This is a genomic window from Brachybacterium sp. JB7, from assembly GCF_003335205.1.
Lineage (GTDB): Bacteria > Actinomycetota > Actinomycetes > Actinomycetales > Dermabacteraceae > Brachybacterium > Brachybacterium alimentarium.
In genome coordinates, this window is record NZ_QPGN01000003.1 from 164,441 (window position 1) to 189,357 (window position 24,917).

Sequence of the window (24,917 nt, forward strand, 5' to 3'; positions counted from 1 at the left end):
GGTTTCGCCGGCGCGATGGCCCGCCGGGCCGCACGCGGCCTGCGGGTCCTTCACGGGGAAGCAGCAGTCAGGTGCGCAGGTGGGAGGCACCGTTGAGGTCCAGCACCGCGCCCGAGGCCCACTGCGCGCCGGGGGACGTGAGGTAGAGGATCGCCGAGGCGACCTCGTCGGCCGTCCCCACGCGACCGAACGGGCTCTGTGCCCGCAGAGCGTCCCCGCTGGCCCCCTCGAGCTTGTCCCGCTGACGCTCCGTGCCGATGAATCCCGGCGCCACCGACGCGACGGCGATGCCGTGCGGGGCCAGAGCGACCGCCATCGACTGGCCGAAGGCGTGCAGCCCGGCCTTCGCCGCCCCGTAGGCGGGGGCGTCCGGTTCGCCGCGGAACGCGCCGCGCGAGCCGACGTTGACGACCACCCCGGGAGCGCTGCGGGCGATGAGGGAGCGTGCCACCAGGTAGGTGAGGTTCGCCGGCGCCGTGAGGTCCACGTCGATCATCCGGGCGAAGCGCTGCTGCCAAGCGTCGTAGTCGGTCGACTCCACCCCGTGATCGGTGCTCGGGCCGGGCGCGATCCCGGCGTTGTTGACCAGGATGTCGATCTGTCCGAGGCCCCGTGCGGCCTCCTCGACGACGGCGCGAGCGGTCTCGGGATCGGAGAGGTCGCCCGCCACGAGCACGTGGCCGCTCCCGTGCAGCAGGTCCAGGGTCTCCTGCCCGGCGGCGGAGTCCGCGCCGTAGTGCACGGCGACGCGCTCACCGCGCTCGCTGAGCGCGATCGCCGTGGCCCGCCCGATCCCGCGGGATGCTCCGGTGACCAGTGCGCCTGTCATGGCGACTCCTCTCGTGGGGTGCGTGAGCGCTTCCACCATGCCCCATGCCGGTACTGCCAGGGGCGCGGCTCACCGGCTGGCCCGGTCACCCCGCCCGTCGGCCCGGCCGGCGCATCGGCGTCGGGTGCTCAGCGACGCCGACGGTCGTGGGACTCCGAGCGCCGGCTCGACCCGGAGCGGTGCTCCTCCCCGTCGGCCTCGGCGCCGCCGCCCTCGCCGTCGGCCGACGCACCGGCATGGTCCGGCCGCAGGATCCGCAGCAGGGTCTTCCGGGTCTGCGGAGTGATGCTGATCGGCACCTCCTGATCCGCCACGCCGTGATGTCCCAGCACGAGAGTCAGGACCGTCCCGGTCGCCGTGGGCAGGGCGCGAGTGCTCAGCAGATCCGAGGCCGCCTCCGAACCCAGGAAGACCTCCTCCGAGGTCGCGGTGAACGCCTCTCCGGCGCGCAGCTGCAGTCCATGCGTGAGGCAGACGTCGAAGGTGAGGCCCCCGGTCTCGAACCATTCCTGGGGGCGCTCGTGGCATCCGTGCACTTCGCAATGGGAGGGGAAAGCAGGTGCGTGCTGTCGGTGTTCGTCGCGCATGGTCGTCCTCCCCTCGCTCGGCGGCCGGCACGGGACGCCGCTCCGGGTCTCGACCGGCGACTCGTCTGCCCGGCCCGGGGTACGGCACCTTCTTCCTCCCACCGTAGGGACTTCGGGAGGACTTCCCAAGGAGTTCGACCGCTCGGACCGCTGCAATGCCCCCGTCTGGAGATCCGGAGACCGGAAGGCCCCAAGCCCCGGAAACCCGGACACCCGGACACCCGGAGCCCCGGAGAACTCCGAGTGAACTCCTCACGAAGTCCTCGGTGCACATAAGAGCGTTGGGCTGGCACGTCGGAGCGACGCCGTTACGCTGGTTCTCGACGTGACCGGGCCCACACGGTACGACGGGCCGCAGTCGGCAGGAGTGTTGCCGCTCCGGAAGGACGATCCATGACCTCGAACTGTTCCCTGGTGATGCCGGAGAACGGGATCCTCGAACTCCGGACCCTCGCGATCCAGAGTCTCGCGATCCAGAGTCTTGAGGGCGGGGCCCTCAGGACCGGCGCACTCGGGAGGGGCGATGTCCCCGTCCCGGCAGCCCCCGCAGCTTCGGCAACCCCGGCAACCCCCGCAGTCCTCGCAGGAGTGCAGCGATGAGCATCGACGTCCGTGCCGAGGCGCCCCGTCCCGCGGCGCAGGCGGCGCCGACCGCGAGGGCGTCGGATCGCCCCGCCCACCGCTCCCGGCGCCGCCGCGGCTACGCCCTGTTCGCCCTGTTCGCCTTCCCGAACCTCGCGCTGATCGCGGTCTTCGCCTACTGGCCGATCGTCGCGAACCTCTACCTGAGCCTCACCAACTGGGACTTCATCTCACCGGAGCCGCTGTTCGTGGGGCTGACGAACTACACCTCGATGCTGGCCTCGCCGTCGTTCCACAAGGTGCTGTGGGTCTCCCTGGTGTGGGTCGTGGTCGTGGTGGGCATCAGCCTGCTGCTCGGCGTGCTGCTGGCCGCGCTGTTCTCCAAGAAGCTGCCCGGCACCTCGGTGGTCACCGGCATCGTGTTCACCCCGCACGTGGTCTCCGGGGCCGCGATCGCCGTGGTCTGGCTGTTCATCTTCGACCCCAACTACGGCCTGGCCCGCGTGGCCTTCAACCTCCTGGGCGCCGAGTCCCCGAGCTGGACCACCGACGCGAACTGGGCGCTGCCCGCCCTGCTGATCGTGTCGATCTGGAAGGGCGTCGGCTTCGTGTCGATCGTCTACCTCGCCGGCATCCAGGGCCTGCCCACGGACGTGCTCGAGGCGGCCAAGCTCGACGGCGCCAGCTCCTTCCAGACCTTCACCCGGGTCATCCTGCCGCTGCTCTCGCCCACCACGTTCTTCCTGGTGATCACCCAGACCATCGGGGCGTTCCAGGCGTTCGACCTCATCGCGGTGATGACCAACGGCGGCCCCGCCTCCGCCACCACCACGCTGAGCTGGTTCATCTACGAGCAGGCGTTCGTGCGCTCGAACGTCGGCCTCTCCGCCGCGGCCGGCACCGTGATGTTCGTGCTGCTCATGCTCATCACCGTCCTGCAGTTCCGGTTCGTCGAGAAGAAGGTGCATTACTGATGGCGAGCCCACTGATCACCCGCTCCTCGACCCCCGGAGGATCCTCCGGGGAGTCGCCGGCCGACGGGGGCCCGGGCGGCGGGGTCACCCGCCGCGGCACCCGGCGTCGGCCCAGCACCCTCAAGCGCACCTGGTGGGGCTACCTGCTGCTGCTCGCTGTGGGACTGGTCTTCCTGATCCCGCTGTACATGCTGCTGTCGACCTCGTTCAAGACCAACGGCGACATCTACTCCTGGCCCATGAAGTGGCTGCCCAGCGAGCTCACCGTCGACAACATGCGCGAGGCCTGGCGGATCGCCCCCTTCGGCGCCTTCATCAAGAACTCGCTGATCGTCACCGTGGTGGGCGCGACGCTGAAGGTGCTGCTGGCGATCTTCGCGGCCTACGCCTTCGCGTTCCTGCCCTTCCCGGGCAAGAAATGGCTGTTCGTGATCATGCTCGGCGCGCTGATGGTCCCCGGCCACGTGACGCTGCTGGTCAACTACATCACCATGGGCAACCTCGGCCTGATCAACACCTATGCGGGCCTGATCCTGCCCGGTGTTGCCTCGGCCTTCGGCACGTTCCTGCTGCGACAGCACTTCATGTCGCTGCCCGCGGAGGTGTTCGAGGCGGCGGAGGTCGACGGCTGCGGCCACCTGCGCCGCCTGCTCTCCTTCACGCTGCCGATGTCGATCCCGGCGGTCGCCACCGTCGCCCTGGTGGCCGTGATCGATGAGTGGAACAACTTCGTGTGGCCGCTGATCATCACCAACTCGGTGAACATGCGCACCCTGCCCATCGGCCTGATGTACCTCAAGTCCAACGACGGCCTCACGAACTGGGGCGTGCTGATGTCCGGCACCCTCATCGTCGTGCTGCCGATGCTGCTGGTCTTCCTGTGCGCTCAGCGCTACATCGTCTCCGGGCTCACCGGCGCCGCCGCCGGAAACGGCCGTTGAGCACCGTGATCCGTCCTTCGAGGAGAGCCATGCCTTCCACCCGTTCCCGCGGGCGCTCCACCCGCCTCCGCACCCCGGCGAGCCTCGGCGGCCCCTCGCGCCGGCAGCTGCTCGGCGCCGGACTCCTGGCCGCCGGGGCCCCGATGCTCACCGGCTGCTTCGGCCTGGGCGACACCGAGGGGCTCGTGCTCGAACAGCCCGGCGGCGAGGTCCCCGACGAGTTCGCGGACCGCCAGCGGGTGGTGATCTGGAGCGCCTACACCGCGCACAACGCCGAGGTGATCCAGGCCAACATCGACGCCTTCCATGCTGCCCAGGACGACATCTACGTCGAAGTGCAGATCTTCGACAGCTACGAGGGCGTGGAGTCCAAGCTCTCCGCGAGCCTGCAGGCACGTCAGGTGCCGGACATCGTCGTGTTCAGCGACGTGGTGTGGAACCGCTTCTACCTCGCCGAGGTGCTCGAACCGCTCAAGGGATACTTCGACTCCTCGTTCGACACCGACGAGTTCCACGAGCGGTTCCTCGCCGAGGGCACCGTCAAGGACGACATCTGGTGGGTGCCCTTCGGCCGCTCGACGCCGCTGTTCTACTACAACCGCGAGATCTTCGATGCGGTGGGCCTGCCGGACCGTGCTCCCGAGACCTACACCGAGTGGGCCGAATGGGGCCGTGAGGTCACCGGCTTCGAGTTCCAGGGCAACACGGTCGCCATGCGTGCCTACCTCGGCGGCGACGACTGGTACTTCCAGGGGTCGATCTGGGCCTTCGGCGGCGCCTACTCCGACGGCCTGGACATGACGCTGACCACCGACGCCTCGATCGCCGCCCTCGAGTACGACCGGAAGTTCATCCACGAGGACGGCTCCGGCTATCTCGCGGCCGACGGCACCGGCGACTTCTCCTCCGGAGCCTGCGCCACCCTGCTGCAGTCCACCGGCACGCTCTCCGGGATCAAGGAGGCCGCGACCTTCGACTTCGGCTGCGGGTTCCTCCCGCAGGAGGTCGCCGCGGGCGTACCCACCGGTGGCGGCGGGCTGTCGATCATGAAGTATGCGTCGGTCGAGAGGAAGCAGGCCGCCTGGGAGGTCATCAAGTTCCTCAGCACCGGGCAGGCCTCCGTGGACTGGACGCTGGGCAGCGGCTACGTGCCGTGCACCAAGGACGCGATCGAGTCCGACGAGATCGCGGCGCGCTCGAAGGAGGATCCCCGCTACCAGGTGGGCATCGACCAGCTGGAGATCGCCCAGGGCCCCGACATCGCCCGACGCTACGTCCCCGAGACGATCGTCGAGGCACAGAACGCCATCCAGTCCGTCTACTCGGCCGGCGAGGACGCCGAGAAGGTGCTGACACGGATGGAGAAGGAGCTGGAACCCGCGATCGACCGGGTCCGGGAGAAGTACGAACAACGAGTGGGAGAGTGACGCGCAGTGAGCGAGACGATGAGGAAGCCGCTGATCGTGGGGCACCGCGGAGCGATGGCGCATGCGCCGGAGAACAGCCTGGAGGGCTACGCGCTGGCCGAGCGGATCGGGGTCGACGAGATCGAGCTGGATGTGCGCCTCAGCGCCGACGAGCACCTGTTCCTGCTGCACGACGGGACGCTGGATCGCACCGCCGGGGACGACTCCGCCCGCGACCGCGGCCCCGTGGGGGAGCTGACCCTCGCGCAGCTGCGCGAGGTCGTGCTCGACTCCGGTCACGGGGTGGTGACCCTCGCTGAGATGTACGACGCCACCAGCACGTTCATCCAGCTCGAGATCAAGGCCCCGGAGACCGTGCCCTACCTCGCGCGCTACTTCGAGAGCCACCCCGAGCAGGCGCAGCGCACGATGCTGACCAGCTTCAAGGAGGGCGCCCTGCGGGAGGCCGCCGAGCTGATCCCCGGGGTCCCACGCGGCGTGATCCGCCACGACATGACCAAGGCCGAGCAGTTCGACGGCGGCTGGCAGGGCCTGGTCGAGCACACCGGCGCGAGCCGCCTGTGCCTCGGCTTCGGCGGCCTCACCGACGAGCACGTCCGCGAGATCAAGGAGCGCGGGCTCGAGCTGCACCTGTGGCCGATGCGCTCGCTGGAGAACATGCGCGATGCGGTGCGCTTCGGGGCCGACGGCGTCACGGCCGACGACCCCGAGCTGGCTCAGGACTGGCTGCGTCAGGTGCAGGAGGGCGCTGCCTGACGGTCGGCGCCGAGAGTGCCCCGTGGATGATCTCCCGCCCCCGTCGCCTGCCCGGACGCGGAACTACCATGCCCGTATGAGCGCGCAGATGCCCCTGGACCAGCAGATCCTGCACGTCTACGTCGCCATGCAGAACCTCGCCCACGGGCGCCCCGTCAACGACATCGCCGAGGAGATCGGCAAGTCGCGCTTCGTCACCGCACGCATGGTGCGACGCGCCCGTGACCTGGGGCTGATCGAGGTGCGCCCGACGGTGTCCGTGCCGATCGACGTGGATCTCTCGGCGCAGCTCGCCCAGCGCTTCGGCCTGCAGTCCGCGCTGGTGGTGGCCACCCGGTCCACGGACGACGCCGAGGTGCGCGAGGTGATCGCCTCGGTCACCGCCCGCTTCATCCGCGAGACCGTGCAGGAGGACGACGTGCTCGGCTTCGCGCCGGGCCGCACGCTCGTGCTCGCCTCCCGGGAGATCGAGGTTCTCCCGAGCGCCGACGTGGTCCAGCTGACGGGCATCGGGTGGCCGCGTCTGGAGGAGGGCGTCGAGGTCATCTCCAACATCGGCCGCGCGACAGGCGGAGCGACCGCGCCCCTGTACGTGCCGATCCTCATCGATCCGGAGGCGACGCCGATCCTCCGCCACCCGGCGATCAAGGAGACGACGGCACGGTTCCGCCATGTCCGCAAAGCCTTCCTCACCATCGGCGGCTGGCCCGATTCCTCGCTGCTCGCGCAGATCCTCGCCGAGAATGGGGAACGGGAGGCCTTCGAGGAGCGCGGCGTGGTGGCCGAGTTCGGCACCACCCTGCTGGACATCCACGGGCGCAGCGTCCCCGGGCTCGAGGGGCGGTTCATCGGCATCCCCGAGACGGAGCTGCGTGCGGTGCCGTTGCGGGTCGCGATCGGCGGGGGAGAGGGGAAGCAGCGCGGAGTGCTCGCCACCCTCCGTGCCGGCCTCGCGCACGTGATCATCACCGACGTCCGCTCGGCCGAGCTCGCGCTCGCCGCGGACGGCTGAGCATCACGCGGCAGGCGTCACTGCCTCCGTGTCAGCCTCCGTACCAGCCTCTATCCCCGCGCCCACCCGTCGCCGCTCCCCGTCGCCGCTCCTCGTCGCTCACCCCGTCGCTCACTTCGTCGCGAGGTGGCTCCGGGTGCTCACCGCCGCCAGAAGAAGCAGTGCGTGGCGCCGCTGGGGGCAGGGATCTTCTCCAGGTGGAAGCGGTCGGTGAGGTCCTCCGGGGCGTCCCACAGCTTCAGGCCGCTGCCGAACTCGAGCGGAGCGATCGCCACGTGCATCTCGTCGATGAGGTCGGCGTCCAGGAAGTGGCGGACCGTGGAGACCCCGCCTCCGATGCGCACGTCCTTCCCGTCGGCCGCCGTGAGCGCCTGCTGCAGCGCCTCCTGCGGGGTGGCGTCGAGGAAGTGGAACGTGGTGTCGGCGAGCGTGAACGAGGGCCGCGGATGGTGGGTGAGCACGAAGACGGGGCAGCGGAACGGGGGCTCATCGCCCCACCAGCCCGTCCAGTCCTCGTCGGGCCACGGGCCGCGCACCGGGCCGAACTTGTTGCGGCCCATGATCTCGGCACCGATCCCGTGGCTGTAGTCGCGCAGGAGATAGTCCTCCAGGCCGCGTGACCCGCCCGGCTCGGTGCGCAGCGTCCAGCTCGCGGTTGCGCCCGCCCAGCGGAACAGCTCGCCGGGGTCGATGTCTCCGAAGCGTCCCCTGCCGAAGGGGCGCTCGAGCGTCTGGTCCTCGCCGGCGCCGATGCCGTCGAGGGAGACACCGAACTGTTGGACCCGGACTCGCTGACGCCGGCTGTGCAGGGAATGACTGCGCTGGAGATTGCTGTGCTGGTCCTGCTCTTGTGGCGTCATCGCGCACTTCCTGTCGAGGGGCGGGTCCGACCTTCCGGGGACGACGAGGGCGGCCCCACCAGGTGGAGCCGCCCTCGGATCAGAGCGCGCCGGAGGTCCGGTCGGCGCAGATCATGCGTTCTCGCAGGTCACTTGTCCTTGTTGCCGAAGACGCCGTCGATCGCACCCTTCACGGTGTCGCGGGCGTCCTGGAGCTTGTCCTTGGCGTCGGCCTTGCCCTGCTGGGCCTGGCCCTCGGCCTGGGTCTCCTTGTCACCGGTGACCTTGCCGAGGCCTTCCTTGGCCTGGCCGCCGACCTTGTCCTTCGCGTTCTCGAACTTGTCATCAGTGTTCATCGAATGCCTCCCGGTGTTGAGGTGACCACGGATTCCGTGCGTGATGCCGAATTCCGTGCGTGACGCCGAGTATAGGAACCACGAGGCGCCCGCGACAGACCTTTCGGTCGTTCCGGCCGCAGAAGCGGGGCAGTCACCCGCTCGGGCCTGCCGGGATGCGCAACCGGCACGGCGGCGCGGGAACTCTGAGATGATGGACGGCCGGACGGGAGATCTTGCTCGGCGTCCTGGGAGGATCCGTATGTCCATGGTCAGCTGGTCCGAGAACGGTGTCGAGCAGTCGGCGCGCTGGCGCTCCGAGAACGGCGCCCCGCCGCCCGCGCGCGTCGAGATCGTGAACGACTTCCTCACCGCGAACGCCGCCCTGCGCCGCCTGCGCGGCGGCAGCGGACTGTTGTGGCGAGGCGATTTCCACGGTGCCCGGCAGCTGCTGAAGGCGGTCTCGCGCCGCATCGATCACCGGGTGATCTCCAAGAACCTCGACATCGCTGCGCTGTTCCGCGCGCATCGCGCCGAGCGCGCCGAACGGGCCGAAGTGCTCGGCGGGATCGTCGTGCTCCTCGAACCCGGCGCACGGCTCTCCCTGCGGCGCGCTCCGGACGTCTCCGACGCCTGCCGGGAGGCGTACGGGGAGCTGGAGGAGCGCACCCTGGTCTCGCTCACCGAGCTGCAGGGTGTGCTCAGCGCCTACCAATGGCACCAGCAGGGAGTGCCCGTCCCGGCGCTCGGCGCGCGCGTCCACCCGCGCCACAGCGTGTTCTCGCCCTCGCGGTCCGAGTACGTCGACCTGGTGGCCCGGGCCCCGATGCCCGAGGTGCCGGGGGGAGCGGACGCCGTGGATCTCGGCACGGGCACCGGCGTTCTGGCCGCGATCCTCGCCAAGCGCGGTGCGGCCCGCGTGGTCGCCACGGACATCAACTCCCGCGCGGTGGAGTGCGCGAAGGAGAACATGCAGCGCCTGGGCCTGGAGGACAGCGTCTCGGTGCTGGAGACGGACCTCTTCCCGCCGGGCCGGGCGGATCTGATCGTCTGCAATCCGCCCTGGCTGCCGGGCGAGCCGACGTCCGCTCTCGAGCTGGCGATCTACGACGAGCGCTCGAGCATGCTCAGCCGCTTCCTCGAGGGGCTCGGCGAGCACCTGCGGCCGGGCGGCGAGGGCTGGCTGGTGCTCTCCGACCTCGCCGAGCACCTGGGCCTGCGCAGCCGCGAGCAGCTGAGGGAGATGTTCCGTCGGTCCGGGCTGGAGGTCGTCGACACCGACTCGACCCCGGCCCGGCATTCCCGGGCCGATGACCCCAAGGACGTGCTGCACGCGGCCCGCCGCCAGGAGATCACCACGCTGTGGCGCCTGCGGGTCGCCCCGGCGGCGAAGGCCGCCGGGGCGACCCGACGCTGACGCTCGGCCCCGCTCAGCTCGTCACTTCGCGGGCGGCGAGCGGGATGCGCCCGCCGGCCAGGATCATCTCCACCTGGCGATCCGAGAGCCGGTGGTGGACCCCCACCTCGCGGCCGCCGATCGTCGCGGTCAGCTGCGTGCCGCTCTGCAGCGCCTCATGCACGCCGTCGAGCACCACCACGTCGTCGCGCGTGATCTGCTCGAGATCCGCCGGATCGTCGAACTCGAGGGCGAGGATCCCGAAGTTGGCGAGGTTCTGCCAGTGGATCCGCGCGAAGCTCACCGCGATCACGGCCTTCAGGCCCAGGTACCGCGGGGCGATCACCGCGTGCTCGCGCGAGGAGCCCTGCCCGTAGTTCTTCCCCGCGATCACGACGTGCCCGCCTTCGGTGGCCTTGGCCCGCGCGGGATATTCGGGATCGATGCGGGTGAAGGCGAAGTCGGAGATCTTCGGGATGTTGCTTCGGAAGGGCAGCACCCGGGAGCCGGCCTGCAGGATCTCGTCGGTGGAGACGTCGTCGCCCATCACCAGGATCGCCGGGACCTCGAGGTGGTCCTCGAGCGGGGCGAAGTCCGGCAGGGAGGAGATGTTCGGTCCCTTCACCAGCTCGACCTTCGCCGCCTCCTCGGCAGGCAGGGGAGCGAGGAGCATGTCCGGGATGTGCGCGTAGCGATCGGGCATGCGCGGGTGCGGAGCGGCGATGCCGTGCGTCTCCGTGAGGGTGCGCGGATCGGTGATCTTCCCGGTCAGCGCCGCTGCGGCTGCGGTCTCGGGGGAGCACAGCCACACGGCGTCCTCCTCCGTGCCCGAGCGGCCGGGGAAGTTCCGCGGCATGGTGCGCAGGGAGTTGCGGCCGCTCGCCGGCGCCTGCCCCATGCCGATGCAGCCCATGCAGCCGGACTGGTGGATCCGGGCGCCGGCGCTCACCAGCGAGGTGAGCCAGCCGCCGGTGATGAGGTCGGCGAGCACCTCGCGGGAGGTGGGGTTGATGTCCACCGACACCTCGGAATGGCTCTGCTGGCCATCGAGGATCTCGGCGACCGCCGCGAAGTCCCGCAGCCCGGGGTTGGCCGAAGAGCCCACGACCACCTGGAAGACCTCCTCGCCCGCGGCCTCGGCGACGGTCACCACGTTGCCGGGGGAGGAGGGCTTCGCGATCAGCGGCTCGAGGGAGGAGAGGTCGATGTGCTCGGTGAGGTCGTACTGGGCACCCTCGTCGGCCTCCCAGCGCTCGAACTCGTCGGCGCGGCCGACGGCGGTGAGGTAGTCGCGCACGGCGTCGTCGGCCGGGAACACCGTCGCGGTGGCGCCCAGCTCCGCGCCCATGTTCGCGATGACGTGGCGGTCCATCGCGGTGAGCTGCTTCAGGCCCTCGCCGTGGTACTCGATGATGCGGCCCACGCCGCCGCTGACGCCGTGGCGGCGCAGCATCTCCAGCACCACGTCCTTCGCGGAGACCCAGTCCGGCAGCTCGCCGGTCAGCTCCACGCCCCAGATCTCCGGCATTGTCACGTACAGCGGCTGGCCGGCCATCGCCATCGCGATCTCCAGGCCGCCCACGCCGATCGCGAGCATGCCGAGGGCTCCGGCCGCGCAGGTGTGGGAGTCCGAGCCGATCAGCGTCGCGCCGGGGCGGCCGAAGTGAGCCTGGTGCACCGGGTGGGAGACGCCGTTGCCGGCCTTGGAGAACCACAGCCCGTACCGTTCGGCCGCGGACTGCAGGAAGAGGTGGTCGTCGGGGTTCTTCTCGTCGGTCTGCAACAGGTTGTGGTCGACGTACTGGACCGACAGCTCGGTGCGGATCCGGTCCAGCCCCATCGCTTCGAGCTCCAGCATCACCATGGTGCCGGTGGCGTCCTGGGTGAGGGTCTGGTCGACCTTCAGGCCGATCTCGGACCCGGGGGCGAGATCGCCATCGACGAGGTGAGAGGCGATGAGCTTCTGAGCGATGGTGCTCGGCATGGGACTACCCTCCAATGAACGACGGTCCCCGCCGGTCCGGCGATGGACCCTTCCTCCACCATAGGCCGTTTCTCCTGGTCTGCCCAGGATCGGAGGCTGTCCTGCCGTGTTTCCGAGCCGGACCGAGAGGTCGGGCCACGAGGCGCCGAGCACCGTGCGCGATGTGCTGCGGGACCACCCGATGACCTGTCGATTCGACAGGACGCGCATCCGGGGTACAGTCCCCGCATGATGAATCGGTGGTTTACCTATGCGAAGTCGGCCCTGGAGGGGCCGGCGATGCCATAGCGTCCCCACCCCTTCAGAGCCGCCAGGGCAGAGCATCCGCTCTGCCCTTCGCCATTCCCGGCGGGCTCTGAGCATCGGGTCCGCCCCTCCCCAAGGACAGGACCCATGACGATTCTCGACACCGCATCCACCGCGCAGGCCAGCGCCTCGCAGGATCCCACCTCGTCGGCCCCGGTCAGCACGTCCGACCGGCACATCTCGAGCCTCACGCCGCTGCCCACCCCGCACGAGCTGCTCGCCGAGCTGCCCCTGCGACCGGAGCACGCCGACCAGATCGCAGGCCACCGCGACGCCGTCCGAGCGGTGCTCTCCGGCGAGGACGACCGCCTGCTGGTGGTCGTCGGCCCCTGCTCCATCCACGACCCCGAGGCCGGGCTCGACTACGCCCGCCTGCTCGCCGGCGTCCAGGCGGAGATGGGCGATGACCTGCTGCTGGTGATGCGCACCTACTTCGAGAAGCCGCGCACCACCATCGGCTGGAAGGGTCTGATCAACGACCCGCACCTCAACGGCAGCCACGACATCGAGGGCGGCCTGCGCACGGCCCGTGCTTTCCTGCGCGAGGTGACCGCGCTCGGCCTGCCCTGCGCCACCGAGTTCCTCGAACCGATCAGCCCGCAGTACATCGCGGATCTCATCAGCTGGGGTGCGATCGGGGCCCGCACCACCGAATCCCAGATCCACCGCCAGCTCGCCTCGGGACTGTCGATGCCGATCGGCTTCAAGAACGGCACCGACGGAGCCATCCAGGTCGCGCTCGACGCGGTCGCGGCGGCCTCGGCACCGCAGTCCTTCCTCGGGATCGGGGCCGACGGGCGGGCGAGCCTGGTCTCCACCACCGGCAACGCCGACGCGAACCTGATCCTCCGAGGCGGGACCGACGGCCCGAACTGGGGCCCGGCGCCGGTGCGCACCGCCGCCGACCGCCTCGCCGCGCAGGGTCTGCCGGCGCGGCTCGTGATCGACGCCAGCCACGGCAACTCCGGCAAGGACCACGTGCGCCAGGCCGAGGTCGCCACGATGCTCGCCGACCAGATCGCGGTGGACGGCGCAGCGGTCGCCGGGGTCATGCTCGAGAGCAACCTCGTCGCCGGCGCGCAGACCCTCGACGTGGACTCGGGCCCCGACGGGCTCGTGCGCGGCCAGTCGGTGACCGACAAGTGCATGGCATGGGAGACCACCGAGGGTGTGCTGCGGGCGCTCGCCGGGGGAGTCCGGCGACGCCGTGACAGGAGCTGACCTGCGCGCCGGGCTGCGCGCGGCACGGCTGGCCCGGCTGTGCGCGGAGCAGCTGGCCAGCGGGGCCATGCGCGGAGAGGCTGGCCTGGCTGCGCGCGGAGCGGCTGGTCGGGCCGTGCACGGAGCAGCTGGTCGGCCCGTGCGTGGCGCGGCCGGCCTGGCTGCGCGTGGAGCGGCTGGCGCGACCGGCCTGAGCACCCCGGGGAAATAGGCGTTGAGACGGTGCTATTCCGCCTACTTCCCCGGGGTAGAGGCGATCGGGTGGGCGTTGAGGCGGGCTGGAGCAGGGAAACGCGCGGGCCGGGCGGGCCGGCTGGCGCAGGGAAGTGCGCGGTCGGGGCGAGCGGGTGCAGGGAAACGCGCCCGGGCGGAACGAGCCGCAGCTCGGCCACTGCAAAGATGTGGAGCCCTGTGCGTGCTTCGCTGTACGTTCGCAGGATGACCTCCCCGTCCGCGCCGCTCTGGTGGCATGAGCTGAACGAAGCCCTCCGGGAAGGCGCCGAGAGCGGTCCCATGCGGGCTTCCGAGCGTGAACCCATGCCTGCTGCCGGGGGCGGCCCCATGCGTGCGGCTAAGGTTGGCCCCATACTTGCTGGCGAGGGCGGCGCCATGCCCGCTGCCGAGCGTGACCCTATGCCCGCTGCCGAGGGCGATCCTGTGCTCACCGCCGAGGGCGATCCGACGTACGCCGACGAGCCCCTGAGCGAGCAGGTCATCGCGCTGCTCGACGACGTCGAGGCAGCCTTCGCGGTGACCGGCGCCGACACCCCCGGATGGGAGGACCCGCATCTCGGGACCGATGGTGAGCGTCGCGACAGCCACGACGGGGAGTACAGCCGCTGCCTGGACCCCGGCAAGTACCGGATCCTGTGGGCCCGCGCCAAGGCCTGGACCCAGGTGCTCATCGCGCGTGGGTGGGCCGACGGGGTCGAGATCATGGACGGCGCACGGGTCAGCTGGGTCCTGGAACCGCTCGCGGACCGCTATCGAACCACCGTGCTGCGCCCTCGTCGGCCAGGAGCGCAGCCGCTCGTGCTCGCCCGCACCGCCCCGGACGACGCCGCCGGCAGCACCGACCTCACCGCAGGCGACGCGGAGGTCCCGGATCTCGTCGTCGGCATCGGGGAGCCCGCCGTCGTCGCCCAGGACACCGACTGCCTGTGCGACGCCTGCGACGCCGGCTCCCGCGAGCTGCTCGAGGAGCTCGATCGGACCATCCTCTCGATCATCGATGGCTCCTTCGAGGCCGTCGTGACGTCCGAATCCCACAGCGAGCGCACCTCCTTTGGCGCCTCGAGCGGCAGCGGCCGGGACGACCTCGAGGAACCGATCCAGGTCACAGCCGGTCCGTGGGCCGACGGCTGGACGCCGCGGGAGCTGTGCCCACCGATCGACCCGATGGACTCCTCCTGGACGGAGGAGATGCTGCGGGAGCCCTGGCCGACGCGGCTGCTGGACATCACGCTCGCTGTTCTGCCGGTTCCTCTGGAAACGCGGATCAATCGACTCCGGCCCGGACGCTCCGGGACGCTGACGAGCTATGCCACCCTCGTGGACCCGGAACGGGCGATCACGGCTCCGCTCGATGCCCTGGAGAACCCGCCGGAGGGATACCACCGGATGCACCGCAGCGCTGCGGTGACCGACATGGACTTCGAGCGGGCGAGCTCTGCCGTGCGCAGCTGGTTGGTGCATCGTCGGTCAGGGCTCCAGGTCGCGGCCTCGCACACCCCTGCCGCGCCGGGGGCCGAGGTGCACCTGCGCGTGGGGATCGGGCCGCTTCGCATCACCGCGCCCTGCCGCGTGCTGTGGGTGATCGACGAGCCGGACCGCGCCGGCTTCGCCTACGGCACGCTGCCCGGGCACCCGGAATCCGGGATCGAGCAGTTCACCGTGACTCGCACCGCGACCGGCACCGTGGGCTTCCATCTCGACGTCGTCTCGAAGCCCGCCACCTGGTACGCCCGGCTCGGCGCACCCCTCTCCCGGATCGCCCAGGAGATCATCACGCGGCGCTATCTGCGGGCGCTCTCCCTGCCCGCGCGGCGGTAGCCGGCCCGGCCGTCACGAGTCGAGGTCGTGACGCAGGCCGTGGATGATCACGCCGAGGAAGCAGATGACGAGGGCCGGTGCGAGGTTCACCGTGACCTCCAGGAACTCGCGGTCGAAGAGAGCGGCGACCGCTGCGACGAGGACGCACATCCCCACGGCGTAGAGCGCGACGACGAGCGTCAGATATTTAGCACGGTCCGCCATCTGGTCACGCCCTCTTCGCTCGGATCGGACGGCCATCGTCTCGCACGTCCGAGCCGTCTCGCACGGCCGGGCCGGGCGGGGCGTGGTCGGGCGCGGTCGGGCGCGGCAACGGCGTCGAGAACCGTGAGTGCGACCTGCAAGCATTCGGCCCCCTGCACGACCTCGACGCCGTACGGGCGGTGAGGCTGTGCAGAGGACCGAAAGGTGGTGAGGACCGGACGTCCTCACGGCCGTGCCGGGCGCTGAGAGACTCAGGCGGCCTGCTCGACCTCAGCCGGGTTGCTCTTGAGCGTCGCGCCGAGCACCACGGCGATCGTGGTCATGACGCCGCCGAAGGCGAACGCCCAGGAGGCGCCGCTGGCCTGGGCGATGGTCGCGGACGCTCCGGATTCTGCCGCGACGACGGAGCCGAGGGTGAGCAGGGCGATGAACACGGCCGTGCCGAGCGCACCCGCGAGCTGCTGCAGGGTGTTGAGGATGGCGGAACCGTGCCCGTACAGAGTGCGCGGCAGCGACCCGAGGGACAGTGCCATCAGCGGCGTCATGACCATGGCCATGCCGATGCCCAGCGGCACGTTCAGCGCGATGATCAGGCCCTGCGAGGAGTCGGCATCGAGCAGGAGCACCTCGAGCCAGCTCACGAGCGCCATCAGCGCGGCGCCGGGCACCACGATCGGGCGCGGTCCCACCCGGTCGTACAGAGTGCCGACGAGCGGCCCGAGCACCCCCGAGGCTGCCGCGCCGGGCAGCATCGTCAGGCCCACGTCGAGCGTGGACATGCCCAGCGAACCGGTCATGTACAGCGGCAGCGCCACGACGGTGCCGAGCATGGTCGCGAAGCCCAGCAGGATCACCAGCACGGACACCGAGAAGGTGCGCACCTTCAGGGGGCGCAGGTCCAGCAGGGGCTCCTTGCCGGTGGCGTGCATGCGCACCTGACGCGCAGTGAACACGGCGAGAGAGATCACGCCGACCGCGGCGACGAGCAGCGGCACCAGGCGGGCCTCGCCCTCGACGATCTGGCTGATCGAGGCCAGCGCGTAGATCACGCCGCCGAAGCCGATCGCGGAGAGGATCACGGAGACGACGTCCAGCCGCACCTTCTCGGGCTCGGTGTAGTTGCGCATGAAGATCAGGCCGATGACCAGGGCGATCACGATGATCGGCAGCATCATCACGAACAGGTAGTGCCACGTCCAGTTCTGCAGGATGAATCCGGAGATGGAGGGGCCGAGGGCCGGGGCGGCCGAGATGACCACGCCCACCAGGCCCATCACCAGGCCGCGGGCCGTGATCGGCACGAGCGCGAGGATCGTGGTCATCAGCAGCGGCAGCACCATCGCGGTGCCGGCGGCCTGGATGACTCGGGCACCGAGCAGCACGGGGAAGGTCGGGGCGACCACAGCGGTCGCCGTGCCGACCAGGAACAGCAGCATCGCGGTGATGAACACCGCGCGCACCGACAGCCGCTTCATGAGGAAGCCGGTGGTGGGGATGACCACGGCCATGGTGAGCATGAAGCCGGTGGAGAGCCACTGCGCGGTGACTGCCGTGATCGACAGATCGGCCATCAGCGTGGGCAGCGCGACGGACAGCAGGGTCTCGTTGAGGATCATCACGAACGCGGAGACGACCAGGACCGCGATGATCGGGGCGACCTTGTAGGACGCCGGGGCGCGGCCATCCTCGACGGAGGTGTCAGGATTGTCGGCACCCTCCCGGGTGGCGTATTCGGCGTCGGCGGAGGCGGCGCCTCCGGCGACGATCCCGGGTGCGTCGACCGCGGGGAACTCGCCCGTGGGCTGACGGGTGGAGGTCATAGGGGTGGCATGCTTTCTGCGTCGAAGGACCGGAGGGCCGGGACCCGCACGTCCGCGCTCGTTGTGGGCGGAACAGTCAGGTCACCATCCGGTGGGGCCGACGGGCAGTGCCCGCGACCAGGACGATTCTTGCATGGGATGCAGGTTTCGTCCGTAGGGAATGTGCTGTACGCATCCCCCAACGCCGTGCTGCGCTCCCGCATTCCCGGGACGTCGCCATCTGCGCCACGGCGGCTCTGTTCCAGTCCCCTTGCAGCTCATGCACCGGGCTCCGGGCCCTGGCGGCGACCCGCGCCCTCCCGTGCGGCGCGGCCGGGAGTGATCAGGCCGGATTCGTAGGCCAGCACCACGAGGCGGGACCGGTCGCGGGCTCGCAGCTTCGCCAGCAGCCGGCTCACATAGGTGCGGGCGGTGGCGGGGGAGAGGAACAGCTCCGCACCGATCTCGTTGTTGCTCATCCCGCGGCCGACGAGCGCGAGCACGTCCCGCTCACGAGCGGTGAGGCCGTCCAGCAGCTCGGGCCGCACGGAGGTGGCCAGATGCGTGCCGAGCCGGCCCAGCACGGTGGTGGTGACGGAGGGTGCGAGCAGGGACTCCCCGCCGGCGACCACGCGGATCGCGCTGCGCAGATCGGCGGGCTCGACGTCCTTGAGGAGATACCCGCCGGCTCCGGCACGGATCGCCGCGAGGATGTCCTCGTCCTCGTCGAAGGTGGTCAGCACGATCACCCGCACGTCCGTGAGCTGCGGATCGGCCACGATCTGCGCGGTCGCTGCGATACCGTCCAGTTGGGGCATGCGGATGTCCATCAGCACCACGTCGGGGCGGAGCTCGCGCACGATGCGCAGCCCCTCGCGCCCGTCTGCCGCCTCGCCGACCACCTCGATGTCGCCGTCGCGCTCGGCGAGGGAGCGCAGTCCCGTGCGCACCAGCTCCTGATCATCCACCAGCACGATGCGGATCATGATCCCGTCCCGCCCGCAGGGGCCGTCGCGCTCGGCCGCTCCTCCGCGGCGGCGGGGCGCGCCGGCATGGACACCTCTATCGTGAAGCCGTCGCTGGGCGAGGTGCAGATCGCGAGTGTGCCGCCGAGCAGCCGCACCCGCTCGCGCATCCCGTCGAGACCCACCCCGCCGGTGGTCTGCGCCGAACCGCGGCCGTCGTCGGCGACGACGATCCGCAGCCTCTCTGCGTCGAGCCGCGCGCTGACCCGCAGGCGCGACGCCTCGGCATGCTTCAGCACGTTCGTCACCGACTCCTGCACGATGCGGTATGCCGCGGAATCCGCGGCGTGCGAGAGGGTGCCCGGCGGCACGTCCACCTGCTCCTCGACGGCGAGACCGGCAGCCCGCGCGGTCGCCGTGAGGGCGGGAACGTCCGCGAACGAGCGCACATGGCGGGGAGGTGGTGCCCCGGGATCGATGTCGGCACCGCCCGGCATGGCCTGCGCGCCCCGCGAGCCCTGCGTGCCCCGTGAGCCCGGCGCCTCGTGCAGGCCCTGTGTCTCCTGGGTGCCCGGCGTGCGCAGCAGGCGCACCATTCCGCGCAGCTCCTGCAGCGAATCGCCGGCCTGCTCCCGCACCTGTTCGAGGGCTCGGACGGCCGCCGCGTCGTCCTGGCCCACGGCGTCGCGCGCCACCCCGGAGTGCAGTGAGATCACCGCGAGAGCGTGACCCACGGTGTCGTGCAGCTCGCGGGAGATCCGCTCGCGCTCCTCGCGCATCCGGAGCTGCGCCTCCCGACGGGTGCGCTCCTCCTGCAAGCGGGAGATCTGCTCGCGCTGGGCGATCTGCAGCCGGTGAGCACGCACCGCCGCCCCGAGCGCGATCCCCGCCGCGATCAGCGCGAGATTGGTGAGGGCGTCGGTGCCCAGCAGGTACCCGAGCGGCTGCGGGTCATCGCGCAGGCGGAAGCCCAGCGCGACGGCGAACACGACCGCACCGGTGCCGATCGACCAGCGCAGCACGCCCTGCTCCGCAGCGGAGAACAGCGCGGCGACCACGGGCAGCGCCACCCCGATCGTGGGCAGATCGAGCGTGTAGTACGCGAAGGTGCCCAGCGCGCTGAGCACGAGCATCGCCACCGGCAGCGGGCGACGCAGCAGCTGCAATGCCCCGAAACCGACCGCGAACAGGTACGCGATCGGGCTCGGAGCCGTGCCGGTCCCGGCCTGCGAGACAGTGATGACAGCGCTCAGCAGCACGGCGACGGAGCCGGCGAGCACCACGTCGCCGGCACGCAGAGCGGGCCGGCGGGAGGAGTCCTCAACGGGGGTGGTCACTCCATCAGCGTAGGAGGCGCTCGGCGCGCGCGCCCGCGACCGCAGTCTGCATCTGATGTCGCCTCTCGACGTACCCGGCCTGCGTCGGCGTGCGATCCGTTTCGCGCCCACAGCCGGATGCCCAGGTCAAGGGGGTTCCGTAGCGTCGAGGAGATGTCCACGAATCAGCCCCAGAACCCGAATCAGCCCCAGAACCCGAATCGGCCCCAGAACCCGAGCCAGGCCCGGAACCCGAACCTGCCGCACGAGATCCCGCCCTCGGCTGCGACGACTCCTCCCGGCCCCGTTCCGACGGTGAACTGGCTGCTCGTGATCGGCCTCGGTGCCATCGCTCTCGTTCGACCGATCACCAACACCGTCCTCGAGCAGATGGGGCTCGACCTCGGCCCCGTCGTGCCGCTCGGCTGGACCCTGGTCATCTCTCTGCTGTGGATCGCAGCGGTGGGTCTCACCCGCACGTCCCGACCGGTCCTCACCCTCACACTCACCGGGATCGCATACGCGATGTTCGCGCTGCTGCTCAGCGGGATCCTCTCGTCGCTCCTTCTCGACCATCTCCACGGGCCCCTCGCGAACCCCATCGCGATCGTGCCCATGCTGCTCACCAACGCCATATGGGGCGTGGTGACCGGGGCGCTCGCGCTGGCCGTGCAGACCGCACGGGGGAGCCGTCCGAGGACGACCGCGGGGGCTCGATGATGCGGCACCTCGGTCTGACTCTCCTGGGGCTGATCGGCGGCCTGCTCGCGGGAGTCGTGCTGCAGGACGTGCTCGCGCCCGTCCTCGTCAGCGGGGGAGAGGTGAATGCGCTCGGTCTGGTGCTGCTGCCCGTCCTGCTCCCGATCAGCGGCCTCGCCGGCGCGGGATTCGCGCTGACGCTCAGCCTGTCCCGGCGTTCACGCTGATCAGCGCGTACGCCTCCTCACCCTGAGGCGACTCCCTTCAGCCGCGGTGCTGCTGCCACCACAGCGCCGCCTGCACCCGGGAGTCGAGATCCAGCTTCATCAAGGCGTGGGAGAGGTGGGACTTCACGGTGGTGACCTCGACGAAGAGCTGCTTCGCGATCTGCTGGTTGGAGAGCCCCTGCGCGACGAGCGTGAGCACATCCTCCTCGCGGCGGGTGAAGGTCGGGTCCGCGGCGCCGGAACGCGTGAAGGCGCCGCTGTCCTGCGGTGACGCTCCTGGCGCAGGGAAACTGCCGGGACTCGATCCCGACCCGCTGTCGACTCTGTCGAGCCTGTCGTCCGCTCCCTCCGCAATCCCATGTCCCGGGCCCGCGGTGCCTGGGGACCATGAGTCTGCGGTGCCAGGGAGCCCCGCAGTCCGGCCGCGCGGCTGACCCCTGTCCCGGTCCCTCAGCGCGCCCACCACCGCCCGTGTCGCCGCGGCGGAGAGCACCGCATCGCCACGGTGCACGTCCCGCACGGCGGCGAGGATCCGCTGGGGGTCCTCGGACTTCACGAGGTATCCGTCGGCCCCTGCCGCCAGTGCTCCGAGCACATAGTCGTCGAGATCGAAACCGGAGATCACGAGCACGTTCGCGCCGGTCTCGCGGAGACGCGGCGTGATCTCGATGCCGGTGGCGCCCGGCATGCGTACATCGGTGAGGACCACGTCCGGGCGGTGCTCGCGGGCGGCGGTGACCGCGGCATCGCCGTCGGCCGCCTCGGCGATCACGGTGATGTCCGCCGCGGAGTCCAGCAGAGCCACCAGGCCCGAGCGCACGGCGGGGTGGTCGTCCGCCACCAGCACGCGGATGGGCATCGAGGCGTCGTTCACGGTGTGACCTCCTGATTCGTCGAGGGGGATGTCGTCGCGGCGTCGCGCCTGGACGCGTCACGGGCGGAGGCGTCGGTACCGGCCCCGGCCCCCGGCCCGCCCTCCGCGTCGAGTTCCGTCGGGCACTCCCTTCCCGTGGCACACGACGGCAGATGCGCGAGCACCCGCCAGCTGCCGGCGTCCGGGCCGTCCGCGGGGGCGGGCCCGGAGGTCGCGCTGCCGCCCACGGCAGCAGCCCGGTAGGCGATCGCGCCGCGGCCCACCCCGGTGCCCGGCACGGAGGACTGCGCCCGTCGGTTCGTGAGCTCGAACGTCACCATCTCGGCCGCCAGGCCCTCCACACCCTCCGCGGTCGTCTCGTTTCCCGCACTCTCCACGCGCACCGCGAGCGTGATCGGGGCGAGCCCATGGCGCACCGCATTGGTGGAGGCCTCGGCGGCGATGCGCAGGAGTGCGGCCTGCACCGACGGCTCCACCCGGGAGGGGTCCTCCACCGCCGGGGCGATGCTCACGGAGGCGTCGGGATCGCGGCCGTGCAGGCGGGCGGTGAGCGACGGCCAGTCCAGGGTGACGGAGGGGAGCGTGGCGGAGTGCTCCGTGGAGAGCACCCCGATCATCGAGCGCAGGTCACGCAGGGCGGCGTGCGCCGAGTCCCGGGCCGTGGCCAGGGAGCTGTCACGGGCCTCGGGCTGCTCGAGGGAGGCGGCGAGATTCGTGTGCAGCGAGACGGCGCTGAGATGCCCGGCGATCACGTCGTGCAGGTCATGGGCGATCTTGCGGCGCTCGGTCTCCACGGCGTGGGCGGCCCGGGTGGCGGCGAGCTCGTGCTCCATCTCGGTGAGGCTCTCGGCGGTGACGCGGGCGTCGCGGTGATGGCGCACCTCCCAGCCCCACAGCAGCGGCGTGGAGACCACCAACGACGCGACCAGCACGACGACCAGGAGTATCGGTCCCGAGGCACCGAGGCCGACGGCGATCAGCAGGGCGAGCACGGCGAGGGAGATCGCGGTCCCCGTGGTGAAGCGGGCGAGGCGCTTGGAGCCGTGCATGATCGGTTCGAAGAGCGCTTCGAACAGTAGCAGGTAGGCGGAGATCTGCCCGCCCACGATCACCTCCGCCGCCGCCAGCGGACCCGCCACGACGAGGGGGAGCACCGGGAGGCGCCGCCTCCACACGAGGCTCGTGCAGGCGACCAGCAGGATCAGCACCGAGAACCAGCGCGGCCAGCCCTCCCAGCCCTCGACGAACCCCGAGTTCCGCGCGCCGGTCGCCGCCAGCAGCAGGACAGCCGCGGCGTATCCGGCAGCCATCAGCACGTCCTTGCGGGCGACCCGCGGGCGCGCGGGCACCGCGTCGGACGCGGGGGCCTCGGGCGGGTCGGCGAACATGCCCTGAGGCTACGCGGCCATAGGGCGAGGGAGCGCTCCAGCGGGCGCAGTCGGCACTTTGGGAGGAGGACGGCCGACGGGCGCTCGCGGAACCATGGATCCCATGGACTCACTGCCCGATGCCGCCGGACCGCTAGGTCTGGTCCTCCTCGCCCTCGTGGACTCCACCTCGATGGGAACGCTGGTCATCCCCGTGATCCTGCTCGTCGTAGGGCAGGGAGGGGCGCTGCGTATCGCGGGCCGCACCCTGCTCTATCTGGCGGTGATCGGCGTGTTCTACCTGGCGCTGGGCATCGCCCTGCTGGCCGGGCTGCTGCCGCTGATCGAGTCCTTCGGACACCTGCTGGACTCCCCGGTGGTGATGCTCGCGCTCGCGCTGCTCGGCGGCTTCCTGCTGTGGTGGTCCTTCCGCATCGACCCCAAGGCGGTCGCGAAGCGCGGCGGTGATCCCGAGGCTTCGGCGCGGAAGTGGACGGAGCGGGCCCGCCGTGCCTCGGGCCGTCCGTCGCTGCTGATCGGTCTCGCGCTGCTGGCCGGCGTCATCGAGGCGGCCTCGATGATCCCGTACCTCGCCGCGATGGGGATCATCGCCGACATGGGCGTCGGTCTGGGCCACGGAGCCCTCATACTCGTGGGCTACTGCGCGGTGATGATCGTGCCTGGTGCTGCGCTGTGCGGAGTCCGTGCCGCGCTCGGCGGCCAGGCCGACGCCTTCCTCGATCGGGCCCATGACTGGTCGGTGCGGCACGCCTCCAGTGCCTTCTCCTGGGCCGTGGGCATCGTCGGCGTGATCATCCTGCTGAACACCCTCGGCCCGGCGCTGAGCCTGTTCACCGGCGAGTAGGGCCGGTGCCCCGGGTCCCGCGCAGCGAACGGTAGGCGGTCCACGCCGCGCGGGCGGTGTCCGCGACCATGACCGTCGAGTCCCGACCTTCGCTCGGGTCGCGCCGCCGGGTGGTGACGGCGATGGTCAGGGCGAGGATCGCGAGCCCGAGCGCTCCGAACTCCACGGTCTCGCCCAGCAGCGCGACCACGAGCGCGAGACCGCTGCGGTCGTGCAGCGTCATGAGATGCTCCAGCTCGGCTGCGGGGATCGTCACCAGCAGGCCGAGCATGAGCAGCACGACGGCAGCGGTCAACCAGGGCAAGGTAGGGCGGCGATCGGAGCGCCCGGTCAGTGCGGCAACGGTCAGCATCGCGATGGCTGCGGCGAGCAGGCCGAGCCGCAGCACGGACGCTGTGCCGAGCAGGTTCGACATTCCCTCCGCCCCGCCGCCCTCCAGGGCACCGAAGGGGAGGGCCCGCTTGCCGATGAGCCCCACCAGGGAGCTGAGCGCGGCGAACAGGCAGCCGGTCACCCCGAATGTCATGGCGACCGGGGGCATGGAGCGGCGGCAGACGACGAGCAGGGCGAGGCCGGCGAATGGAGCCAGCAGGCCGAGGAGCTCGAGAACTCGGATCATGGGAACGTTCCTCCGATATGTTATGGCATGCGCGTGCTAAAACGCTACCGATCGCAGGCGGATCTGGCAAGAACGTGCTATAAAAAGGTGTGCCCAAGATCGTGGACCCCGAGCAGCGCCGCCGTGACGTCGTCGCGGCGGTGTTCCGTGTTGTCGCGCGCGATGGCCTCGCGCGCACCTCGTTGCGCAGCATCGCCGAGGAGGCCGGACTCGCGATCGGCTCCGTGCGCCACTACTGCGGCAGTCAACAGGAGATCCGGGAGCTCGCGATCGAGGCCCTCTCACGCGGCTTCGAGGAGCGGTTCCGTCGCCACCTCGAGGATCTCGCTGCTGTGCGATCCGGAGAGCTCTCCCGCCGCGCGCTGGTGCAGCGCGCTCTGGAGGATCTGCTGCCTCTGGACGCCAGCCGTCGCGCGGAGACCGCGGTGTGGCTCGAGTTCTCCCTGGCCGCCCGCACCGATCCGGACGTCGCCCCGCAGGTCGCACAGCTCTGGCACGGGATTGCCGAGATCGTCCGACGGATCCTCGCAGGCCTCGACGCGGCAGGAGCCCTGCGTGAGGGGGTGCAGGTCGATCTCGAGGCCGACGCCCTCGGTGCCCTGCTCGACGGGCTCGCCATCGGCGGGCTCGACCCCGATCATCTGCCGCCGCAGCGCTCACGCCAGGTGCTTGAGCAGCACCTCGCCGGCATCATGCGCCCCGACCTCCCCTGACGCGGTGGGAGTTCCCGGAGCGCCCCGA

General features: G+C 70.8%; 24 protein-coding genes. 12 read left to right on the forward strand and 12 right to left on the reverse strand.

The window, feature by feature from the left end:
- Positions 1 to 67: 67 nt before the first annotated feature.
- Entirely contained in the window at positions 68 to 829 is a 762-nt protein-coding gene (locus CIK81_RS05265; protein ID WP_114355475.1) for an SDR family NAD(P)-dependent oxidoreductase, read from the reverse strand.
- Positions 830 to 957: 128 nt separating this feature from the next.
- Positions 958 to 1,365 (reverse strand): hypothetical protein, encoded by a 408-nt coding sequence (locus CIK81_RS05270; protein WP_158541930.1) that lies wholly within the window; start codon positions 1,363 to 1,365, stop codon positions 958 to 960.
- Positions 1,366 to 2,012: 647 nt separating this feature from the next.
- Here CIK81_RS05270 and CIK81_RS05275 point away from each other — a divergent pair.
- The 5 genes from CIK81_RS05275 to CIK81_RS05295 all read left to right on the forward strand — a co-directional run bounded on the left by CIK81_RS05275 (position 2,013) and on the right by CIK81_RS05295 (position 7,108).
- Positions 2,013 to 2,972 carry a carbohydrate ABC transporter permease gene (locus CIK81_RS05275; protein WP_114355476.1) on the forward strand — a complete coding sequence of 320 codons (960 nt, stop codon included), beginning with the start codon at positions 2,013 to 2,015 and terminating at the stop codon, positions 2,970 to 2,972.
- Entirely contained in the window at positions 2,972 to 3,913 is a 942-nt protein-coding gene (locus CIK81_RS05280; RefSeq protein WP_114305108.1) for a carbohydrate ABC transporter permease, read from the forward strand. Before CIK81_RS05275 ends, CIK81_RS05280 begins: the two co-directional genes overlap by 1 nt.
- Before the next feature lie 29 nt (positions 3,914 to 3,942).
- Positions 3,943 to 5,340, forward strand: a complete 1,398-nt coding sequence (locus CIK81_RS05285; protein WP_096165862.1) for an ABC transporter substrate-binding protein — start codon at positions 3,943 to 3,945, stop codon at positions 5,338 to 5,340.
- A gap of 18 nt (positions 5,341 to 5,358) precedes the next feature.
- Complete coding sequence (locus CIK81_RS05290) at positions 5,359 to 6,096, forward strand: glycerophosphodiester phosphodiesterase (protein WP_114355543.1); 738 nt, start codon at positions 5,359 to 5,361, stop codon at positions 6,094 to 6,096.
- A gap of 76 nt (positions 6,097 to 6,172) precedes the next feature.
- Positions 6,173 to 7,108 carry a sugar-binding transcriptional regulator gene (locus tag CIK81_RS05295; RefSeq protein WP_096196490.1) on the forward strand — a complete coding sequence of 312 codons (936 nt, stop codon included), beginning with the start codon at positions 6,173 to 6,175 and terminating at the stop codon, positions 7,106 to 7,108.
- A 140-nt stretch (positions 7,109 to 7,248) separates the two neighbouring features.
- Here CIK81_RS05295 and CIK81_RS05300 read toward each other — a convergent pair whose 3' ends face one another.
- A complete protein-coding gene (locus CIK81_RS05300; RefSeq protein ID WP_114329143.1) occupies positions 7,249 to 7,968 on the reverse strand; it encodes a dihydrofolate reductase family protein in 720 nt (239 codons plus the stop codon).
- Positions 7,969 to 8,096: 128 nt separating this feature from the next.
- Positions 8,097 to 8,303, reverse strand: coding sequence for a CsbD family protein (locus tag CIK81_RS05305; RefSeq protein ID WP_096165858.1), 207 nt, complete (start codon positions 8,301 to 8,303; stop codon positions 8,097 to 8,099).
- A gap of 241 nt (positions 8,304 to 8,544) precedes the next feature.
- Here CIK81_RS05305 and CIK81_RS05310 point away from each other — a divergent pair, with 241 nt between their 5' ends.
- Positions 8,545 to 9,699: a class I SAM-dependent methyltransferase gene (locus tag CIK81_RS05310; protein WP_096165857.1), complete on the forward strand. Its 1,155-nt coding sequence runs from the start codon at positions 8,545 to 8,547 to the stop codon at positions 9,697 to 9,699.
- A gap of 13 nt (positions 9,700 to 9,712) precedes the next feature.
- Here the strand turns inward: CIK81_RS05310 and CIK81_RS05315 are convergent, their stop codons facing one another.
- Entirely contained in the window at positions 9,713 to 11,662 is a 1,950-nt protein-coding gene (locus tag CIK81_RS05315; protein ID WP_096165856.1) for an aconitate hydratase, read from the reverse strand.
- Between the two features lie 393 nt (positions 11,663 to 12,055).
- Here CIK81_RS05315 and CIK81_RS05320 point away from each other — a divergent pair, with 393 nt between their 5' ends.
- A complete protein-coding gene (locus CIK81_RS05320; protein ID WP_096165855.1) occupies positions 12,056 to 13,189 on the forward strand; it encodes a 3-deoxy-7-phosphoheptulonate synthase in 1,134 nt (377 codons plus the stop codon).
- A gap of 633 nt (positions 13,190 to 13,822) precedes the next feature.
- Positions 13,823 to 15,241, forward strand: coding sequence for a DUF1990 domain-containing protein (locus tag CIK81_RS05330; protein WP_114329139.1), 1,419 nt, complete (start codon positions 13,823 to 13,825; stop codon positions 15,239 to 15,241).
- A gap of 12 nt (positions 15,242 to 15,253) precedes the next feature.
- Here CIK81_RS05330 and CIK81_RS05335 read toward each other — a convergent pair whose 3' ends face one another.
- From CIK81_RS05335 to CIK81_RS05350, 4 genes are all read right to left on the reverse strand, one after another.
- On the reverse strand, positions 15,254 to 15,445 hold the full coding sequence (locus tag CIK81_RS05335) for a hypothetical protein (protein WP_096165853.1): 192 nt from the start codon (positions 15,443 to 15,445) through the stop codon (positions 15,254 to 15,256).
- Between the two features lie 251 nt (positions 15,446 to 15,696).
- Positions 15,697 to 17,265 (reverse strand): MDR family MFS transporter, encoded by a 1,569-nt coding sequence (locus CIK81_RS05340; RefSeq protein ID WP_114355477.1) that lies wholly within the window; start codon positions 17,263 to 17,265, stop codon positions 15,697 to 15,699.
- Positions 17,266 to 17,522: 257 nt separating this feature from the next.
- Positions 17,523 to 18,230 (reverse strand): response regulator transcription factor, encoded by a 708-nt coding sequence (locus CIK81_RS05345; protein ID WP_114329135.1) that lies wholly within the window; start codon positions 18,228 to 18,230, stop codon positions 17,523 to 17,525.
- Positions 18,227 to 19,546, reverse strand: a complete 1,320-nt coding sequence (locus CIK81_RS05350; protein ID WP_114329133.1) for a sensor histidine kinase — start codon at positions 19,544 to 19,546, stop codon at positions 18,227 to 18,229. The genes CIK81_RS05345 and CIK81_RS05350 overlap by 4 nt, the downstream gene beginning before the upstream one ends.
- A gap of 153 nt (positions 19,547 to 19,699) precedes the next feature.
- Here CIK81_RS05350 and CIK81_RS05360 point away from each other — a divergent pair, with 153 nt between their 5' ends.
- Together CIK81_RS05360 and CIK81_RS05365 are read left to right on the forward strand one after the other, a co-directional pair.
- Positions 19,700 to 20,245 carry a hypothetical protein gene (locus CIK81_RS05360; RefSeq protein ID WP_199586292.1) on the forward strand — a complete coding sequence of 182 codons (546 nt, stop codon included), beginning with the start codon at positions 19,700 to 19,702 and terminating at the stop codon, positions 20,243 to 20,245.
- Positions 20,242 to 20,451: a hypothetical protein gene (locus CIK81_RS05365; RefSeq protein WP_114329131.1), complete on the forward strand. Its 210-nt coding sequence runs from the start codon at positions 20,242 to 20,244 to the stop codon at positions 20,449 to 20,451. Before CIK81_RS05360 ends, CIK81_RS05365 begins: the two co-directional genes overlap by 4 nt.
- Positions 20,452 to 20,488: 37 nt before the next feature.
- Here CIK81_RS05365 and CIK81_RS05370 read toward each other — a convergent pair whose 3' ends face one another.
- Both CIK81_RS05370 and CIK81_RS05375 read right to left on the reverse strand, forming a co-directional pair.
- The gene (locus CIK81_RS05370) at positions 20,489 to 21,325 is read right to left on the reverse strand and encodes a response regulator transcription factor (RefSeq protein WP_241963985.1); all 837 of its coding nucleotides are present in this window, start codon (positions 21,323 to 21,325) and stop codon (positions 20,489 to 20,491) included.
- Positions 21,322 to 22,713, reverse strand: coding sequence for a sensor histidine kinase (locus tag CIK81_RS05375; RefSeq protein WP_114355478.1), 1,392 nt, complete (start codon positions 22,711 to 22,713; stop codon positions 21,322 to 21,324). Before CIK81_RS05375 ends, CIK81_RS05370 begins: the two co-directional genes overlap by 4 nt.
- 103 nt (positions 22,714 to 22,816) lie before the next feature.
- Between CIK81_RS05375 and CIK81_RS05380 the strand changes: the two genes are divergently transcribed.
- Entirely contained in the window at positions 22,817 to 23,557 is a 741-nt protein-coding gene (locus CIK81_RS05380) for a GAP family protein (RefSeq protein WP_114355544.1), read from the forward strand.
- Here CIK81_RS05380 and CIK81_RS05385 read toward each other — a convergent pair.
- Positions 23,544 to 24,176 (reverse strand): hypothetical protein, encoded by a 633-nt coding sequence (locus CIK81_RS05385; protein WP_114355479.1) that lies wholly within the window; start codon positions 24,174 to 24,176, stop codon positions 23,544 to 23,546. The genes CIK81_RS05380 and CIK81_RS05385 overlap by 14 nt on opposite strands.
- 89 nt (positions 24,177 to 24,265) lie before the next feature.
- On the opposite strand from CIK81_RS05385, the gene CIK81_RS05390 reads away from it, so the two are divergent.
- Positions 24,266 to 24,889 carry a TetR/AcrR family transcriptional regulator gene (locus tag CIK81_RS05390; RefSeq protein ID WP_114355480.1) on the forward strand — a complete coding sequence of 208 codons (624 nt, stop codon included), beginning with the start codon at positions 24,266 to 24,268 and terminating at the stop codon, positions 24,887 to 24,889.
- Positions 24,890 to 24,917: the final 28 nt, after the last annotated feature.

Coding starts and splice junctions, on each gene's coding strand:
- CIK81_RS05265 (WP_114355475.1), bottom strand. CDS start 829: ATGACAGGCGCACTGGTCACCGGAGCATCCCGCGGGATCGGGCGGGCC.
- CIK81_RS05275 (WP_114355476.1), top strand. CDS start 2,013: ATGAGCATCGACGTCCGTGCCGAGGCGCCCCGTCCCGCGGCGCAGGCG.
- CIK81_RS05280 (WP_114305108.1), top strand. CDS start 2,972: ATGGCGAGCCCACTGATCACCCGCTCCTCGACCCCCGGAGGATCCTCC.
- CIK81_RS05285 (WP_096165862.1), top strand. CDS start 3,943: ATGCCTTCCACCCGTTCCCGCGGGCGCTCCACCCGCCTCCGCACCCCG.
- CIK81_RS05290 (WP_114355543.1), top strand. CDS start 5,359: ATGAGGAAGCCGCTGATCGTGGGGCACCGCGGAGCGATGGCGCATGCG.
- CIK81_RS05295 (WP_096196490.1), top strand. CDS start 6,173: ATGAGCGCGCAGATGCCCCTGGACCAGCAGATCCTGCACGTCTACGTC.
- CIK81_RS05300 (WP_114329143.1), bottom strand. CDS start 7,968: ATGACGCCACAAGAGCAGGACCAGCACAGCAATCTCCAGCGCAGTCAT.
- CIK81_RS05305 (WP_096165858.1), bottom strand. CDS start 8,303: ATGAACACTGATGACAAGTTCGAGAACGCGAAGGACAAGGTCGGCGGC.
- CIK81_RS05310 (WP_096165857.1), top strand. CDS start 8,545: ATGTCCATGGTCAGCTGGTCCGAGAACGGTGTCGAGCAGTCGGCGCGC.
- CIK81_RS05315 (WP_096165856.1), bottom strand. CDS start 11,662: ATGCCGAGCACCATCGCTCAGAAGCTCATCGCCTCTCACCTCGTCGAT.
- CIK81_RS05320 (WP_096165855.1), top strand. CDS start 12,056: ATGACGATTCTCGACACCGCATCCACCGCGCAGGCCAGCGCCTCGCAG.
- CIK81_RS05330 (WP_114329139.1), top strand. CDS start 13,823: ATGCCCGCTGCCGAGGGCGATCCTGTGCTCACCGCCGAGGGCGATCCG.
- CIK81_RS05335 (WP_096165853.1), bottom strand. CDS start 15,445: ATGGCGGACCGTGCTAAATATCTGACGCTCGTCGTCGCGCTCTACGCC.
- CIK81_RS05340 (WP_114355477.1), bottom strand. CDS start 17,265: ATGACCTCCACCCGTCAGCCCACGGGCGAGTTCCCCGCGGTCGACGCA.
- CIK81_RS05345 (WP_114329135.1), bottom strand. CDS start 18,230: ATGATCCGCATCGTGCTGGTGGATGATCAGGAGCTGGTGCGCACGGGA.
- CIK81_RS05360 (WP_199586292.1), top strand. CDS start 19,700: ATGTCCACGAATCAGCCCCAGAACCCGAATCAGCCCCAGAACCCGAAT.
- CIK81_RS05365 (WP_114329131.1), top strand. CDS start 20,242: ATGATGCGGCACCTCGGTCTGACTCTCCTGGGGCTGATCGGCGGCCTG.
- CIK81_RS05375 (WP_114355478.1), bottom strand. CDS start 22,713: ATGTTCGCCGACCCGCCCGAGGCCCCCGCGTCCGACGCGGTGCCCGCG.
- CIK81_RS05380 (WP_114355544.1), top strand. CDS start 22,817: ATGGACTCACTGCCCGATGCCGCCGGACCGCTAGGTCTGGTCCTCCTC.
- CIK81_RS05385 (WP_114355479.1), bottom strand. CDS start 24,176: ATGATCCGAGTTCTCGAGCTCCTCGGCCTGCTGGCTCCATTCGCCGGC.